The organism is Clostridium sp. CF012 (assembly GCF_018861755.1).
Taxonomy (GTDB): Bacteria; Bacillota; Clostridia; order Clostridiales; family Clostridiaceae; genus Clostridium_AD.
The window spans coordinates 20,250-36,275 of record NZ_JAHLEF010000009.1; the positions used below are offsets into that span (position 1 = coordinate 20,250).

The 16,026-nt window shown below is 27.8% G+C and carries 15 protein-coding genes; 6 read left to right on the top strand and 9 right to left on the bottom strand.

Annotated elements, in window-relative coordinates:
- Positions 1 to 151 precede the first annotated feature (151 nt).
- The 3 genes from KPL50_RS10555 to KPL50_RS10565 all read right to left on the bottom strand — a co-directional run bounded on the left by KPL50_RS10555 (position 152) and on the right by KPL50_RS10565 (position 4,603).
- Entirely contained in the window at positions 152 to 1,237 is a 1,086-nt protein-coding gene (locus tag KPL50_RS10555; protein WP_216298432.1) for a glycosyltransferase, read from the bottom strand.
- Positions 1,238 to 1,304: 67 nt separating this feature from the next.
- The gene (locus KPL50_RS10560) at positions 1,305 to 2,801 is read right to left on the bottom strand and encodes a glycosyltransferase family 2 protein (RefSeq protein ID WP_216298433.1); all 1,497 of its coding nucleotides are present in this window, start codon (positions 2,799 to 2,801) and stop codon (positions 1,305 to 1,307) included.
- A gap of 224 nt (positions 2,802 to 3,025) precedes the next feature.
- On the bottom strand, positions 3,026 to 4,603 hold the full coding sequence (locus KPL50_RS10565; RefSeq protein ID WP_216298434.1) for a hypothetical protein: 1,578 nt from the start codon (positions 4,601 to 4,603) through the stop codon (positions 3,026 to 3,028).
- A 213-nt stretch (positions 4,604 to 4,816) separates the two neighbouring features.
- On the opposite strand from KPL50_RS10565, the gene KPL50_RS10570 reads away from it, so the two are divergent.
- Complete coding sequence (locus KPL50_RS10570) at positions 4,817 to 5,563, top strand: hypothetical protein (protein WP_216298435.1); 747 nt, start codon at positions 4,817 to 4,819, stop codon at positions 5,561 to 5,563.
- A gap of 62 nt (positions 5,564 to 5,625) precedes the next feature.
- Here KPL50_RS10570 and KPL50_RS10575 read toward each other — a convergent pair whose 3' ends face one another.
- On the bottom strand, positions 5,626 to 6,561 hold the full coding sequence (locus KPL50_RS10575) for a glycosyltransferase family 2 protein (protein WP_216298436.1): 936 nt from the start codon (positions 6,559 to 6,561) through the stop codon (positions 5,626 to 5,628).
- Positions 6,562 to 6,738: 177 nt separating this feature from the next.
- Between KPL50_RS10575 and KPL50_RS10580 the strand changes: the two genes are divergently transcribed.
- On the top strand, positions 6,739 to 7,497 hold the full coding sequence (locus tag KPL50_RS10580; protein ID WP_216298437.1) for a glycosyltransferase family 2 protein: 759 nt from the start codon (positions 6,739 to 6,741) through the stop codon (positions 7,495 to 7,497).
- Positions 7,498 to 7,636: 139 nt separating this feature from the next.
- Entirely contained in the window at positions 7,637 to 8,644 is a 1,008-nt protein-coding gene (locus tag KPL50_RS10585) for a glycosyltransferase (protein WP_216298438.1), read from the top strand.
- A 107-nt stretch (positions 8,645 to 8,751) separates the two neighbouring features.
- Here KPL50_RS10585 and KPL50_RS10590 read toward each other — a convergent pair whose 3' ends face one another.
- On the bottom strand, positions 8,752 to 9,012 hold the full coding sequence (locus tag KPL50_RS10590; protein WP_216298439.1) for a DUF3343 domain-containing protein: 261 nt from the start codon (positions 9,010 to 9,012) through the stop codon (positions 8,752 to 8,754).
- Positions 9,013 to 9,229: 217 nt separating this feature from the next.
- Positions 9,230 to 10,375, bottom strand: a complete 1,146-nt coding sequence (locus KPL50_RS10595; protein ID WP_216298440.1) for an aminotransferase class V-fold PLP-dependent enzyme — start codon at positions 10,373 to 10,375, stop codon at positions 9,230 to 9,232.
- Between the two features lie 450 nt (positions 10,376 to 10,825).
- On the opposite strand from KPL50_RS10595, the gene KPL50_RS10600 reads away from it, so the two are divergent.
- Positions 10,826 to 11,629 carry a beta-1,6-N-acetylglucosaminyltransferase gene (locus tag KPL50_RS10600; protein ID WP_216298441.1) on the top strand — a complete coding sequence of 268 codons (804 nt, stop codon included), beginning with the start codon at positions 10,826 to 10,828 and terminating at the stop codon, positions 11,627 to 11,629.
- 144 nt (positions 11,630 to 11,773) lie between these two features.
- On the opposite strand, the gene KPL50_RS10605 is transcribed toward KPL50_RS10600, so the two are convergent.
- A complete protein-coding gene (locus KPL50_RS10605) occupies positions 11,774 to 12,658 on the bottom strand; it encodes a glycosyltransferase family 2 protein (RefSeq protein ID WP_216298442.1) in 885 nt (294 codons plus the stop codon).
- Positions 12,659 to 12,983: 325 nt separating this feature from the next.
- Between KPL50_RS10605 and KPL50_RS26985 the strand changes: the two genes are divergently transcribed.
- Positions 12,984 to 13,343 carry a DapH/DapD/GlmU-related protein gene (locus KPL50_RS26985; RefSeq protein ID WP_253200562.1) on the top strand — a complete coding sequence of 120 codons (360 nt, stop codon included), beginning with the start codon at positions 12,984 to 12,986 and terminating at the stop codon, positions 13,341 to 13,343.
- On the top strand, positions 13,343 to 13,525 hold the full coding sequence (locus KPL50_RS26990) for a hypothetical protein (RefSeq protein ID WP_253200563.1): 183 nt from the start codon (positions 13,343 to 13,345) through the stop codon (positions 13,523 to 13,525). The genes KPL50_RS26985 and KPL50_RS26990 overlap by 1 nt, the downstream gene beginning before the upstream one ends.
- A gap of 1,370 nt (positions 13,526 to 14,895) precedes the next feature.
- On the opposite strand, the gene KPL50_RS10615 is transcribed toward KPL50_RS26990, so the two are convergent.
- Together KPL50_RS10615 and KPL50_RS10620 are read right to left on the bottom strand one after the other, a co-directional pair.
- Positions 14,896 to 15,372 carry a hypothetical protein gene (locus tag KPL50_RS10615; protein WP_216298443.1) on the bottom strand — a complete coding sequence of 159 codons (477 nt, stop codon included), beginning with the start codon at positions 15,370 to 15,372 and terminating at the stop codon, positions 14,896 to 14,898.
- A gap of 300 nt (positions 15,373 to 15,672) precedes the next feature.
- The gene (locus KPL50_RS10620) at positions 15,673 to 15,843 is read right to left on the bottom strand and encodes a hypothetical protein (RefSeq protein WP_216298444.1); all 171 of its coding nucleotides are present in this window, start codon (positions 15,841 to 15,843) and stop codon (positions 15,673 to 15,675) included.
- Positions 15,844 to 16,026: the final 183 nt, after the last annotated feature.

The following is a 16,026-nucleotide window of genomic DNA, read 5'->3' on the forward strand; positions in this document are numbered from 1 at the left end:
AAAAAAATCTTTATTCCAATGATTACTGCCATGCGAGTTTTGCCTTTATGGAAAGTTTTACATAATAAAAAACTCATTTGGATATTTCATTTGGTTACAAGGCTAGAAGCAAGCTACAAAGTTACTTTTGCATGCAATTATAAGTAGTATGTTACTTATTAAAATTATTTACTAATACTTGGCCATCCTCTTTCAAATGCTCTTTTACTATTTTTAAAAATTTTCGAATTTCAATTAAATTATCTGGTATATTTGAAAAGATTATATAATCAAAAAATTTGTCTTCATAACTCAACTCGCAATATTCAATGTTTCCGATTATAATTTTTGCAAAAGTTTTCGCTATTTCCCTAGCATTTATATTTGGTTCTATGCCATAGACATTAGCATTTTTAAAAATATTTTTTATTTCAATTAGGTTAGCTCCACAGCCACATCCAATTTCTAATACATTAAATTCTTCTAACTTAGGTTTATCAATTAATTTAATTATTTCATAGCTTATATAATTTTCCCAATTAAATCCCCACTTTTCTTCAAACTTCTTTCGATTAACTTTTAAAACTTCATAATACTCATAAGGATTTTCAGCAAAGGTAACACTACCATAATGATGTATAAAAGTATCTTTGCAAAGCATTAATCTATATCCCGATTTTCTTATTCTTAAAGAATAATCATCATCCTCAAAATTTCCTGGAGTAAACCTTTCATCCAATAGTCCAACTTTTTCTATCACTTCTCTTTTGAAGGATATGCAAAATCCAATTAATTTTAACCGTTCCTCCCACTTATTTTTATCAGAAATATTATATTTTACTGCAAAACTTATCATTTCTTCCATATTATTATAGTCCGCACGTATTTGCTGATAATAACCACACATATTAGTAACTGCCCCAACTGCTCCTATATCTTCAGAACTATACAAACATTTATTTAAATTCTTAAGCCAATTTGGGGTAACCACCACATCATTGTTTAAAAGTAGAATATTATCGCCCTTAGCAATGTTTATTCCCTGATTACAGCCTTTTGGAAAACCAAGACCTTCTTTATTAAATATTTTTTTAATTTCTAGCTGGTTATTTAACCAATCAACGGTCCCATCAGTAGAATTGTTATCTACTACAATAATTTCATAATTATTTTTATCTGTATATTTTCTTATGCTTTCAATACAAAGCTTTGTATATTTAAGTTTATTGTGAGTTAAAATTACTATACTTGTAATCATACTATTCCTCCACCATAAATTTTATTCACAATTGATTTTCTCTAAAAAGTCCATACTATATAACCAATTAAGCTCTATCATCAAATACTTCGCATCTAAATAGCCTTTCAAGCAGGTAATAATCCATAAATTTTTTCTCATCATATAGAATACACTCTTCAGGATTTTTTAAAAAATTCGTTTCAGAATTTATATGATTATTATGAACATGCCAACCCCTTGCTATCTCTTGGGGGCTATACCTTGCTTTCCTTTCCATCAATACTTTTTTTAAACCATGATGTTGTGACCTATAAGAATAATGCTTTAGCAAAAATTTAAAGGGAAATATTTTCCGACCATAGAATCTTATTTCATGACCACCTGAATTTGCAAGATCAAATGCAACATTTATTCTCTTCCAGGTGTCTATTCTTGTGAATTTTTGAATAATTGTAGTGTATTTAAAGTATTTTTCAAAATCTCCCCCAGTAAATCCATTATCAACTGGACAAAAATCAATAATATTACAGTCAATTGCATTAAATCCCATTTTATCTACCAAGTATATGGATTCTTTTAAATTCAAACCTTCCCAGGGACCCCTTTTAATTTCATCTGCGTCAGTATGCATAAACCAATCCGCATCAAGCTCTTTTGATAATTGTTCTTTCCTTTTTAATATTTTCATCCATTCATAATATTTTGTAGGTCCTTCTTTAGGAAACCTCTCAAAACCGATAATTTTATTTTCTATATACAAATTTTGTATTATTTCAAAAGTTGAATCCGTCGACCAGTTGTCCATAATATAGACATCCATTCCATTTTCTTTTAATTTTGAAACTGAATCATATATTATATCTTCTTCATTAATAACTGACATAATCGCCACTACTCTAAATTTTTTTATATTTTCATCTATTATATTTTCATTATTTTTACCAATAATACATAATATATTTTCTCTTAATTCCTCTTTATTCTTATTACTAAGTCCAATAAAATGCAAATTGAAATCATAATACTTTATAGTTTTTTTAAATTCATCTATTGTCCATATGGCTTCATCAGAATTACTAAATGACCTATCTAAAGTACTTATTAATCCAATTTTTGAATTCTCCATAAAATCTTTAATGTTACTTAATAGACATCCTTTATTTTTCACTTTTTCTAAAGCATTACTGCATAAAATCATTGATGCTTTGAGTAATTTCGCAGGTAAATTTATTTTATTTGGAAAATCCAGATCGCATTTAATGTACCATACGCCGTCATAATCTATTACCCTTTCTACAATATTCAGATCTATTCCAATTATCGTATATTTATTTTTAAGTTCTAATAAGTAGGGTAAGTTCATACATCCTACATCGATTATAAATTCACATTCAAAACTACTTGCAATTTTATCTATTAATTTAATATTATTCGCAAATTTTTTTACGTCTTTATAACCTTCTTTTCCAAAATATGAGCTGTAATCAACTTTTCCTTTGAGCTCATTATTTATAAAATAATTAACTTTACTTAACTCTTTTTCTTTTTTATTATAGCTTTCTTCATTAATAACTAAACTCATAATTTTTCCCCCTATATATACCTCTACACAAAAAAATTGTAATTATGTCTATAACCATATTAACTAATTGTCTATTTATACATAGTTTTACCGCTCAGTATATTATATTAATCTACTACCTGCTTTTGTTACATAAATAAAAAGATTACTACATTAATTTAATGCAGTAACCTTCAATAATTTTTCTAATGATTCATAAATGCATGATATTTCTAGTTGTATTTTTACCTATTATTAAATATTCGTTTCAAAAGAGAATCATTAGTTTTAGAGTTACTTAGCTTTGCGTTTAGGTCCTCCAATTGATTTCTCAAAATCCCAACTTCTTCGATAAAAGATAGTATTTTACTTTCATTTTCCAAATTATCCATATCTTGATTAGAAGTTTTCTCTTGCAATTTTGTAATTTGTTTTTGTTTTTCGTTAAACTGGTCTTTAAAAATTAATATTTCTTTTCCTTGCTCCATACTCACACTTTCTAATTCATTGATTTTCTTTTCTTTATTTATTAAACTCTCTTGAAGATAATCTATATTTCCATTTAATAGATTCTTATCCTCTTGAAATTTTATATACTGTGTATTTATATCTTTCAATCTATTTTCATAAATTTGAACCTTAATAGAATATTCTTGTATATTATTCTTTAGTAGAGTAATTACATCATCTTTCTGTTTGAGTTGTTTTTCGTATAACAGCATTTTATTATAAGCAACACTTAAATATGATTTAGCTTCTAATAAACATTGGTCACATTCTATATTTTTATTAACTATACTACTATCTAAAGTATTATATTCATTTGGGATTATTAAAACTTCAACTTCATCATCATCCATTACGTACATTTCATTTATTATTAAATTCCTAATAGTCCTAGTTAAATTAGACTTATATATTGATTTTATAACATCCAATGAAGCTAATAATTCAATACTTGATGGCGAACTAAATGTTTTGCCTTTGTCCTTTGTGAAACAGTTATATATTTCATTATTATTTATCCAGGAACAATATATATGGCCTTCTATTGAAAAAACTGAACAGGATTTTATATTCGTACCCTCAAATAATACATTATGTCCTTCTTTAATAGCTTCGCTCTGTGAATAAATTAAGATATCCTTTTCCTTTTCCTTTTTTATATATAATGAATGTATAGAATTGTTAATTGACAATAACGAGTAATCTATAAATGGACTACCACTTTCATCTATTATTTTAAACTCTGACCATCTATCAAATTCAGGATTTAAAACTTTATATCCAAGTTTATAGTTTTTTTGAGATTTTTGATACATAATTAATAGCTCATTGTTGTCATCTGCAACAATAGTGAAAGAATAATTATATTTATCATTGCTTTTATCTATTATTTTAGGAGATGTTAGATTAAAATTTTCATCTACTACTTGATGAAATAGTGTTCTAATTTTAGTTTCTTTATTGAGTACATTATAAAATAAATAAATTTTATTTTTATTCAATATAGCCTTAAAAGAGATATCATATATTTCAGTAGTCTTTTCTAGAATAACTATATCCTCACTCCATTTACTTTCCTTTAAAATCCGTAACTTTATATTTCCCTTTAAATCTTCATATAAGAAATATATATCATCATTAGGAAGCAATAGCACAGAAAAATTCCCACTACTCTCTTTTTCTAGTACTTGATAACTAGACTCTTTCTCTTCATTTAGTTTTCTACATAAAATACCCCTGTTTTTATCATATGTAAAATTCCAAGTAGTATAGTCTGATTGCTTTATAACATAAAAAACCTTTCCAGGTAAAAACATTACTCTATCCCTTCTTTTAAATTATTCTTTATATAAAATATGCTAAACATATTGATAATTATAACTTTAATTTTTTTCAGCAACTAGCACACATTCTGAACTAATTCATATTATGTTAGTGTGAAGACATAAATTTAGAAATATTTATATTCATTTATAGGGGAGGTAAGTATTATAAAAAAATTTGATACAAAAAAAGAAATTAAGGACATAATGCTAGAAATGGAAAGTCTATCCGAAAAACAGATAGCAACTACATTAACTGAGGAAACACTACTAGAGCTTATGGAATCAAATGGAATCAACGCTACTAAGAGTGGATTTAGAGCTATTCCTACATGTACTCCTGACTGTTCAGACTGTGTAAAGACAATAGATTTCTGCACTAAAACATCCATTTCAAAATGTTTTGCTGTAAATGTTGACAATAAACTTACAACTATACAGTATAACAGTTCCTTGTTTGCCTTTACAGATCCTTGTCCTTGTAATGTTATCTGTTCACCTGGCGTAGGCTGTCCCGATTTTTGCATATCCTTATATCCTTTAAGGGTAGTTGGATGTATTCAATATAGAGCCTTTACAGGTAATGCTATAGGTGACGCCTGTGCCGGCGGCCTTTGCGGAGGAACTCTTAATGGTGCAATAAGCGTTGAAGGATCACTTTGCGTAAATAATATTGTAAGTTATCAACAATGTCCACCATCATTAAGTGAAACACAACCTAAATTTATACCTGCTACTAGTATTACTGCTACTGTAACGGCTTCTCAAGAACAATGTGAAGATTGTTCTTCCGTAGCTGGTAATTCTTGTGATAATACTGTTGTAAAATTCACTGGTTCATTTAAACTACCAGACGTATTCCCTTCACCTTCTTGCTCTAACACACCGTGTCCAACACCAGTTTGCCCAACAATTTGTCCTCCAACACCAAGTTGTTCTCCATGCTGTAGATAATTAAAATCTGTAAAAAAGGATATCCTCACAAATGTGAGGATATCCTTTTTTTAGTTGTAACATTAAAATAAAACATTAAATTTGTTAAAGAAATACTCATCATCATAAATACGTTCTATTGCGTATTTATTTCTCTGACTTACAATTAACCCTGAATTTTTATTTATCTCAGACGCTGCATCAAAATAATAATAATCTCTTTTAGCTATATCCATAACCTTTTTAAGTCTCCCCATTTCAAAATGTGAGCAAGCAAGACATATAGTATTATAGGTAACATTTGCAACAGTTACTTTATATGGATGACTTTTTCTAAAAAGATGTTGTACTATTACATCAGGATTAATAACTATTCTATATCCATAAAGCCATGCTTTAAGGCATATCTCTTCATCCTCTCTACCCCATACCTGAAAAAGATGATCAAATCCACCTATTTTATCAAATGCCTCTCTGGTTATTCCTAGAGCTGCACCACCTGCCAGTGGAATCTCATCTCCCTCCTTTGGTTTTTTTGAAAACCAAGTGACTTTAAATTCATCATTCCATGTCAGACCATAACCTGATGATGAGATATTTGTAATATCTGCAATACATGGTGCCACTAAAGAAGCCTTAGACTTCTCTAAAGTGTTAATTAAATTATCTGCCCACATATCGGGTACTTTTACATGTGCATCAAAGAAAAATAAGTATTTTCCCTTAGCAACTTTTGCCCCCATATTTCTTGCTGCTGCTGCGCCTATATTATTAGTATTAATTAAAATAATATCTCTGTATTTGTCTTCACTTATATAAGATTTCAAAAAATCTGTACTTCCATCTGTTGAAGCATCATCTATTACAACGATTTCACATTTAAGATGATTTTTAGACTCCAGTAATGAATCTATTGTCCATTTTATATTGTTAACCTCATTTTTACAAGGAATAATTATCGAAACATCTACGTCGCTTGCATCTTCTATTTCATATAATTCAATATTATTTTCTATCAAAATTCAACCCCTCTGATAATTGATACACTTAATATTTATTATATTTATGTATTAAAATAATGTACCTGTTTTTTATATCTGTATATAGATATAAACATAGTTAACAATAATTGTATAGGCGAATAATATATATCAAACAATTAAATTTCTATTAAAATCTAAGTTCGGGGGAATATTATGATTGAAGAATTCAATAGAGAGAAGATATTAATTAAGCAGTATAGAGCAACATTAAAACAAGATTATAATCCTGGAGTATCTATAATTGCTTGTACTAATAAAGTTAATTATATTGATAATATTTTCATAAACTATACAAGGTCTAATTATCCTATAAAAGAATTACTTTTAATTATAAACAATAATAAAATTAGTTTAGAAGAATATAAGCTTAAAGCTGCGAATTTCAATTGCGTTAAAATATTTCAAATGGATGAAACGTGTAGCCTTGGTGAATGTTTGAATTTTGGAGTTGAAAAATCTAAATATGATTATATTTCTAAAATGGATGATGATGATTATTATGGCTCTAATTATTTAGAGGATACTATGAATGTATTTAAATATACTGATGCCAAAATAACAGGAAAATTAACTTGTTTTGTATATTTTGAAAAAAACAATACTTTAGGTATTGCCTTCGGAAATGCAGAGTCCAAATATGTTTACGCAGTGGCTGGAGGCACTATTATAGCTAAAAAAGAGGTTTTTGATAGTGTTAAATTTGGAAATTTGCCTTGTGGAGGAGACCAACTATTTCTTAAAGATTGTTATGAATCAGGATTTAAAATTTTTTCCGCTGATAAATACAACTATGTTCTAATGAGGCATGAAAATTTAGAGGATCATACTTGGAAAATAAGCTATGAAGATTTTATTAACGATGTTAAGATAGTTTCAGTTCTACCTGACTTCACTTCTATTATATCAGTATAAGAAAAACCTAAAATCAATATGTAAATAATAAAATTTAAAAATCACAAAATTATACTGAATATGCTAAATAAAGATTTAATGACTATAGATATAAAAGTACTATAATTCAAATATTAAATTATTAAGGAAGGGATATACCATGGAAAATTTTCAAGATTTAAAGTTAAATTATATTGATAAGAAGCCCAAAATTGCACTAATTACAGAAGTTAATGATTGGGCATTTGCAAATATTGCAAATCAATTAGAAAAATATTTAAGCAATTTTTTTGAATTTAAAATTATAGCAATGGTTGATATACAAGACTTAAATATGCTCATAGAATTAACAAAGGATTGTGAATTAATTCATTTTTTTTGGAGAACTCAAGTTATGATATTTGATGAAATATATATGAAAAATAATTTAAATATAAGTACAGCAGTATATGACCATTTGTTTTTAGATTCCAGTTCTTTAAGTGCAAATAAAAAAATATTCAAAGTATCACCCAATTATTATGTATCATCCGAAAAATTATATGATATATATAGTAATTTACCCTTTTGTAATAAACCAAAAGTTATTGCAGAAGATGGAGTGGATTTAAATTTATTTAAGCCTATTAATATTGAAAGATTAAAAAATATTTCTAAACGTGAAATTGTAATTGGTTGGTGTGGAAATAGTAAATGGTTAAGTGAAATAGAAGATTTTAAAGGAGTAGAGACAATTCTAAAACCGGCTATTGAACAACTAGTACATGAAGGCTATCCAATTAAAATGTACTTTGCAGATAGAAATGAAAAAATGATTCCCCATAAAGAAATGGCAAACTATTATTCTAATATTGACCTATATGTTTGTACTTCTAAGATAGAAGGAACACCTAACCCTATTTTAGAGGCAATGGCATGTGGCATACCAATTATATCTACCGATGTCGGAATTGTTCCAGAAGTGTTTGGTGATAAACAGAAACAATTTATATTAAAAGAAAGGTCGATTCAGTGTTTAAAGGAAGCAATAAAAAAGATTGTATCAGAATTTAAAATATTCATTGAACTTTCCGAAGAAAATTTAATGCAAATAAAACAATGGGATTGGTCTATAAGAGCTGTATATTTCAAAGAATTTTTTAAGTATTGTTTAAAAAATAAGAACTAGTCTGGAAGTGAATCAGTATAAGAAAAACCAGTGATATGAATAGTTTTAGAGCTTAAAATTAATATAACTTAAAGGGCATATTCCTAAGCCCTTTGAGTTTGTAAAACCTACGAAATTAGCACATAATTAATTCTGTTGCCCTCATTTACTATTTTGTAGATTCCTTTAATAATTAATTTATTATTCTTTATTTCCTGTACTACAATATCGGTATCACTTTCGTCAAATCTAATAGCTTTAGCACACCCTCTTGCAATATTACTAGGGGCTGATATTAATTCAATTTTACAACCCTTACGGAGCAGATTATTATATAATAATGTTGAATGACTATTTGAAACTAAAACTACAAGGTATTTAAATTTCATGAGTTTCAACTCCTCTTTGCTACAAATAAGAAAAAAACTCCACTTATAATTTCAATAAATTTTCAAATAATCGATTTATTGAAATTCCTTATCCTACTATCATTGTATTCATGTATTGTTAAAAGGTTTTTATATTTCCCTAAAAACACCTCTATAAAGAGTAAAAATTTATATTTAAAACTTCTCATTTATAGCTATACATAAAAAAAAGCCTCTTTTAAAGAGACTTTTTTTCATGTATATCTTTTAAAGTATTAATAAGTTTTTCAATATCTTCTAAACTATTAAAATATCCTGGACTTATTCTAACTGTGCCTCTGAGATTTGTACCAATTATATGATGAATTAAAGGTGCACAGTGAAAACCTGTTCTCACTGCTATTCCTTTTTTATTTAGTAACTCTCCTACTTCAGAAGCATCTATATTGTCTATATTTAAAGAAACTACTGCTCCTCTGTTTTTATAATCAGTTCCTCCATAAATTTTAATATAAGATAATTCACTTAATTCTTTTACTAAATATTCTACTAACTCAATTTCATGTTTTCTTATATTCTCTATTCCTACTTTCCTTATAAATCTTATACCCTCACACAATCCTGCTATTCCTGGTGTATTTAAGGTTCCACTCTCAAATCTGTCAGGTAAAAAATCAGGTTGCTTCATAGAAAAGGATTCACTTCCAGTTCCCCCTTGTTTAAATGAGTCAAGTTCTAATCCTTCTCTTATATATAAGCCTCCTGTTCCCTGGGGACCATATAATCCTTTATGACCAGGAAACGCTAATAAGTCAATATTATCGAGAGCTACATCTATTGGGATAACTCCAGCACTCTGAGATGCGTCAACCATGAAGATTATTCCTAATTGTTTTGCAATCTCCCCTATAGCCCTTATATCTTGAACCGTCCCTAATACATTGGAAGTATGGTTTATTATTATTGCTTTAGTATTTCTACATATCTTCTTTTTCAGATTATTAATATTCAAATATCCATTTTCATCTACACCAATGAGAGTAAATGTTATTCCTTTTTCACTTAGATAATTTAATGGCCTAAGAACTGAGTTGTGTTCTATTACTGTGCTAATGACATGATCTCCTGACTTTAATATCCCTTTTATTCCTATATTCAGCGCTTCAGTAGCATTACATGTAAAAATAATATTAAACATATTAGGAATGTTGAAAAATTCACTGAGCTCTTGTCTCGTTTCTATAATTTTAGATGAAGCCTCAATTGCCATATCATGTGAACTTCTGCCAGGATTTGCAGCATAATTTTCCATGCATCTTAATACTTGGTCGTAGACTTCCACAGGTTTTGGAAAACTAGTGGCAGCGTTATCAAGATATATCATAAAATCCTCCTATTTTGCATATAGCGTTTTATTCTTTACAATATATAAATATTTTATATATTACATAATATGCTAAATATATTATATTCGTTATCATTAGTAACATCATAAATTGTACCATCTACAGCTACATATGCTGGATTTCGATTTTGGCAGATATGCTATTTATAAAATAAATGTAACACATCTTTTCAAAAGTAAATATATTATAGTGTATAAAGCGAAGTTGTATCATGGGTGTTAATACCCATAACCAAATATTTTTCACTTAATATAAAATCTAATATTCTACTGATAATAGCTTATATATTCTTTTAAAGTGTAAGTTTTACTGATAGTGTATGTAGAATTTTCAAAATAGATAAGTAATTGGAATTTAATAATTGTATATAGATAATATATTATTATGATTATATTTTAAAAAAATAAAATAATCTGGAGGAGTTCTAGGTGAAGATTGCGTATTTAATTTTAGCACATAAATCCTCTATTCAATTAACTCGTCTTATAAATACACTTAATTGTGAGGATGTGTATTTTTTTATTCATATAAATAAAAATTCTTCAGATGAATTTTTTGATGAGCTTAATAACACTTTTAAGACGTATAAAAATGTATTTTTTATAGATAGGTGTAGATGCACTTGGGGAGATTTTGGTATTGTTGATGCCACAATAGAGGGTATCAAAACAATTATTATCAGTAATCTTAAGATAGATTATGTAGTTCTTTTAAGCGGACAAGATTATCCTATAAAGTCAAACAAGGACATCAAAGAGTATTTTACAACAAATAATGGAAAATGCTTTATTCAAAACCATCCTATTCCGCGTCCGGGATGGCATAATGGTTTATATGATAGAATCCCACCTAAATATAAACTACCTTGGAATATATCATTGTGGGGTGGTTCAACATGGTGGTGTTTGACTAGAGAATGTATATACTATGTATATTATTTTATAATTAAAAATCCAGGTTATATTGAGTACTGTAATCATTTATTTGCACCAGATGAAATCTTTTTCCACACTATAGTAATGAATTCAAGTTTAAAATCAAATGTAATAAATGATGGATTGAAATATATTGATTGGGATAGTGTACCTCCCCCTCAATGTAATCCTGCTACGTTATGTAAAAAATATTTCCCTATATTAAGTAATTCAGCTAGTTTATTTGCAAGAAAATTTGATATTGAATATGATTATGAAATACTAGATATGATAGATAAAGATATATTAAAAATATAAATAAACCACTTATCTTATCCTATTAAAAGGAGAAGATAAGTGGTTTTATTTAATTATTGTTACTTGTCATACCGTAAGCTACTAATGAAGGATTGAAATGATCAATCATACATGAAGATACTAAATGCACATTAGAATATATTATTATTTTTGGGGAATTGCTATTAGGCTTATCAAATCCATTATTTCTCCATTCTTTACTGCCTCCATATAGTATTGATTTTTTTGTATATCCAATTTATTTTTACGTATAAACTCAATAAACTTATCGACATACATTGGCTTGAAATTTATAAATGCTGAAATACTTCTATATACAGCAAAATTTGCTTCATCCATATACTTCGAATTTGCATTTTCCAAAACCCTTGTCCACGCTTGAATCACACCAAGCGTTTTGTCACTTGTACTACTTGTTATTGAATCTTGCCGCTGTGTGTAATAATAAAAAGGAGACTCAACATATCCAATTCTATTAGAATAAGTCATCAAAATAGGTGTGGTTCCAAGATCTTCATACCAATGTGTGGGAAACTTTAAAATTTTAAACAGTTCCTTTTTAAATAGCTTATTACATGCAAAAGCAGGATCTGTGGAATACATAATTATATTTTTATCATTAAATGAAGGTCCCCTAAATCCTTTTGATATACTGTTATTTTCCCCGTCAATTAAATCGCATAACACTATATCATATCCGTGTAGTGCTTCCTCATACATCGCTTCATACATCTTAGTGTCAACATAATCATCAGAGTCAACAAATCCAATGAATTCTCCTGTAGCATATTCTAATCCATAGTTTCTAGCATTACCTAGTCCACCGTTTTCCTTTTTAAAAGAAATAATTTTATTTGGATATTGTTCTACATATTTACTTATTATTGCTTGTGAGTTGTCAAGAGACCCATCATCAACCACAATAATTTCAATGTCGTCTAATGTTTGTTGTACTAATGAATTTAGACATTTTTCTAAATATTTTTCTGTATTATATACAGGTACTATTACAGATACCTTTGGCTTCATTTTCCTCTTCTCCAATCAATGATAATTTTTACATGCTATTTTTTATCAATAAAAATCTCACTATAATATATGCTAAAGAAATTAAGTTGACTATGAAACTTTATAAATTAATAAATGCAATATAATTACTTGTTTGTAACTATATCCATCTATCAACTTAACAATTAATGATTTATAAAACACAAAAAAACCACAACCTTCTATTCGTCTTCCGGTTCCACATCATAATTAATTATATATAATAGAAGTGATGAAGAAAAAACACACGGTAAAAGCAATACTATTATTTATAAGATATATTCATATTATACAAGGAGGAAGATAAATGAATGTAGATGTAAACACACCAACTGACGACCTGATTATAAACACAGAACAGTTGATAAAGATGGGACTAAAAGTTGGAAAGAATTTTAATAGACTAGGTGGTTGTATTATTGATGACTCGCATTGCTGGTTAATTACAATTGGAGATAATGTTACATTAGCGCCAAGAGTCCATATATTAGCACATGATGCAAGTACAAAAATGTATTTAGATGTCACAAAAATAGGGTTAGTAGATATAGGAAATAATGTATTTATAGGTGCTGGTTCCATAATTCTACCAAATGTTAAAATAGGAAATAATGTTATTATAGGTGCTGGTAGTATCGTTACTAAAGATATTCTTAAAATTCTGTAGTGGCTGGAAATCCTGCAGCTATAATATGTAAAACTAGTGATTATATTAAAAAAAATATGGACGCCATGAATGAAAGACCTATATTCAATGAAAGTTATACTTTACGTTCTAATGAATTAAACAACGAAAAGAAAACAGAAATGATTAAGAAACTGTATGATGGAGTAGGATATATAGTATAGTGCATCATTGTAATAATATCGTGAAATTAATTTTCACGATATTTATTTGACCGCTTCAATAGGTTTATAATCCCTTACAGTCCCTAATATTACTCCACTTGCGTTATATATTTACACCTTGTACTTTAACTTATCTATATATATTATGAATAGTCATATAATCATTGATATTAGGCCATCTATGAGGTATAAAATATTATTTATGATTAAATATTAACTAATTGTATCTAATTATATTTTATAGAGCGGTGGCAAAAGGGTAGTTTACGATAAATTTGCTACCCTTTTTATACCGCTTATTTCTGCAGCTTCTTTTATGGCAAGTGCCAGTTATCCATTCTTCAATTATTTTCCTTTAGCTGGTATTCAATAGAATATTCATTACCCATTTAACGGTTCCAATTTTGACCAGTACAACCTTCGACCTTCAGATTCGAAAGAAACGATTTTTACTAAGTTTAAAAACCCGTCAATCCCTTTTAAATAGTCATTTTACTTTTTAACTAAGTTTAGGTAATACCTACTTATTTTAAACTATAAGGGGCAAAAAAAGGGGCAAAAATAATAATCAATATGATTGTTCTTCTATTATCCCCACGTACTCACAAAATTGGTTAGGTGATATATAAAGGTCTACATTGAAACATCTTTACAACTGTTACAATTGGCTGTATTCTCAAGCCAAAGCGAACTTGAATGCGTTGTTATAGGTCGTTTTAGCCACTACTCTTTGACCAAGACCTACTCCAGTTATCCTTGAATATGATTCAAACTACATAATGATTGTGATGCAATATAAGAAACATGCGAAGTAATCTTCAATATAACTGTGCAAACTCTATTTGATACATATTCTAAAAATACAATATAAAATAAATGCTACTGAAATGCACCCTCCAAAAGCATTTAAATCTGTATTTTCTCCATTCTTTACTTTTTTCATAATAGAAACGGTGTTAGCATACAGTAACATTGCAACAATAAGTGAACCATAGAAAAAAATAACCAAAATATCACCACTTACTCAACAACATAAAACTGATATTTTAAAACCACCATCAATCATTAATATGCATTCATTTGCTTCGACATATTATACTAAGACGTCCTAACTATATACATACTTATATTTTCACTTGTATATTTATACAAATTTATAGAATAAAACCCCACATCTTAATTGACAGGGGGTTACTACTTGTGTCGTCTGTAAAGAATAATGTGAATTAAGTATTTTTTAAAGTTATTTAATACAACTTAAAACTTCCTTAATTCCTTACCAATATTTTAAAAATGCAAATTAGAAATAGTATTTAAATTTTTTATAAAGATTTTAATCAATTTATAAGTTCGGATTAGAATGATGATTATTATATCTTCTTCTTTTTAAACACATCAAGTAGCGTTAAATAATCAAAAAATTCTGGAGTTTCATTTTCAATATGGTATTCACTAATTCCTTCAGCTATATGCAGCTGTTGCTTTAAGGGTTCACAAGTTGACGTAATCGCTCCTAGTCTCTTTTCTACAAAGACAATAATTGGACTTCCTTTATTAACTTTATTATTTTCTTCGTAGTAATTTTCACTTTTTTCATCATGCACGACTTCGTATGCTTCAAACTCAAATTCTTCAATGGTTAAATTTAAATCTTTATTTTTTGTACAATTTAAAAAATTAAATTTTGTAATATTATAGAAAATTGGGCTTGCTTCTGAAGGAGGTTCAATTTTATTGAGATTCACAATATGATTTAGGTAATTAATTACTTCTGAAATATTCCGAACTTTTTGTACTTTGTCCTTATATTCCTTGATTAAATATTGTTTATATATATCATAATCCATATTAACACCTCATAACTTATATTTTTACAATATACATAATTTTTAGTTAATTCCCCATGTTACACCTATATCTGTGAGCTATGAACACCACCGCTTAAATAAGATACTTGCAGACCAGTATAGTTTTAACTAATGCAGACTCAACATTTGTTGGAACAGTAATATATCCAAGAAGAACTTACCCCGCTGTAGGAATATAATTCATTTTATAAATATAACTTTCAAATATACCATATTTAGGAGGTAATATCAATTTAGAACTCTGTGCTTTCAATTAAGTTATCCTAAAATTAATTTAACCTACAAATTATACAAAACACCTTCAAAATTTGGAGAACTATAAATATCATTGACCCTTTTATAAGTTTCCAAAGTCCATTTATCATTCCAATGTTCACCATTATATACCTTTACATAAAGTTTAGAGCATTCCATTATATGTCCATTTCTTATACTAATAATATTATTCATGAACACCCCTTCTTAATTTATTACTGCGTATTTTTTTACAAGTTCGACACAAACTATTTATTTGATCATACCATTTAATCCTATTAAAAACAATAATATCCACATATATGCAATCATAAGTTTTTTATAAATTTTAAATCAATATAAGGTGATATGACAAAGATTTTATTTTGTCTTATCTTA

Bases quoted from the DNA above. Each gene is read 5' to 3' on its own strand.
- KPL50_RS10555 (WP_216298432.1), bottom strand. From the start codon at position 1,237: ATGATTACAAGTATAGTAATTTTAACTCACAATAAACTTAAATATACA.
- KPL50_RS10560 (WP_216298433.1), bottom strand. From the start codon at position 2,801: ATGAGTTTAGTTATTAATGAAGAAAGCTATAATAAAAAAGAAAAAGAG.
- KPL50_RS10565 (WP_216298434.1), bottom strand. From the start codon at position 4,603: ATGTTTTTACCTGGAAAGGTTTTTTATGTTATAAAGCAATCAGACTAT.
- KPL50_RS10570 (WP_216298435.1), top strand. From the start codon at position 4,817: ATGCTAGAAATGGAAAGTCTATCCGAAAAACAGATAGCAACTACATTA.
- KPL50_RS10580 (WP_216298437.1), top strand. From the start codon at position 6,739: ATGATTGAAGAATTCAATAGAGAGAAGATATTAATTAAGCAGTATAGA.
- KPL50_RS10585 (WP_216298438.1), top strand. From the start codon at position 7,637: ATGGAAAATTTTCAAGATTTAAAGTTAAATTATATTGATAAGAAGCCC.
- KPL50_RS10590 (WP_216298439.1), bottom strand. From the start codon at position 9,012: ATGAAATTTAAATACCTTGTAGTTTTAGTTTCAAATAGTCATTCAACA.
- KPL50_RS10595 (WP_216298440.1), bottom strand. From the start codon at position 10,375: ATGATATATCTTGATAACGCTGCCACTAGTTTTCCAAAACCTGTGGAA.
- KPL50_RS10605 (WP_216298442.1), bottom strand. From the start codon at position 12,658: ATGAAGCCAAAGGTATCTGTAATAGTACCTGTATATAATACAGAAAAA.
- KPL50_RS26985 (WP_253200562.1), top strand. From the start codon at position 12,984: ATGAATGTAGATGTAAACACACCAACTGACGACCTGATTATAAACACA.
- KPL50_RS10615 (WP_216298443.1), bottom strand. From the start codon at position 15,372: ATGGATTATGATATATATAAACAATATTTAATCAAGGAATATAAGGAC.
- KPL50_RS10620 (WP_216298444.1), bottom strand. From the start codon at position 15,843: ATGAATAATATTATTAGTATAAGAAATGGACATATAATGGAATGCTCT.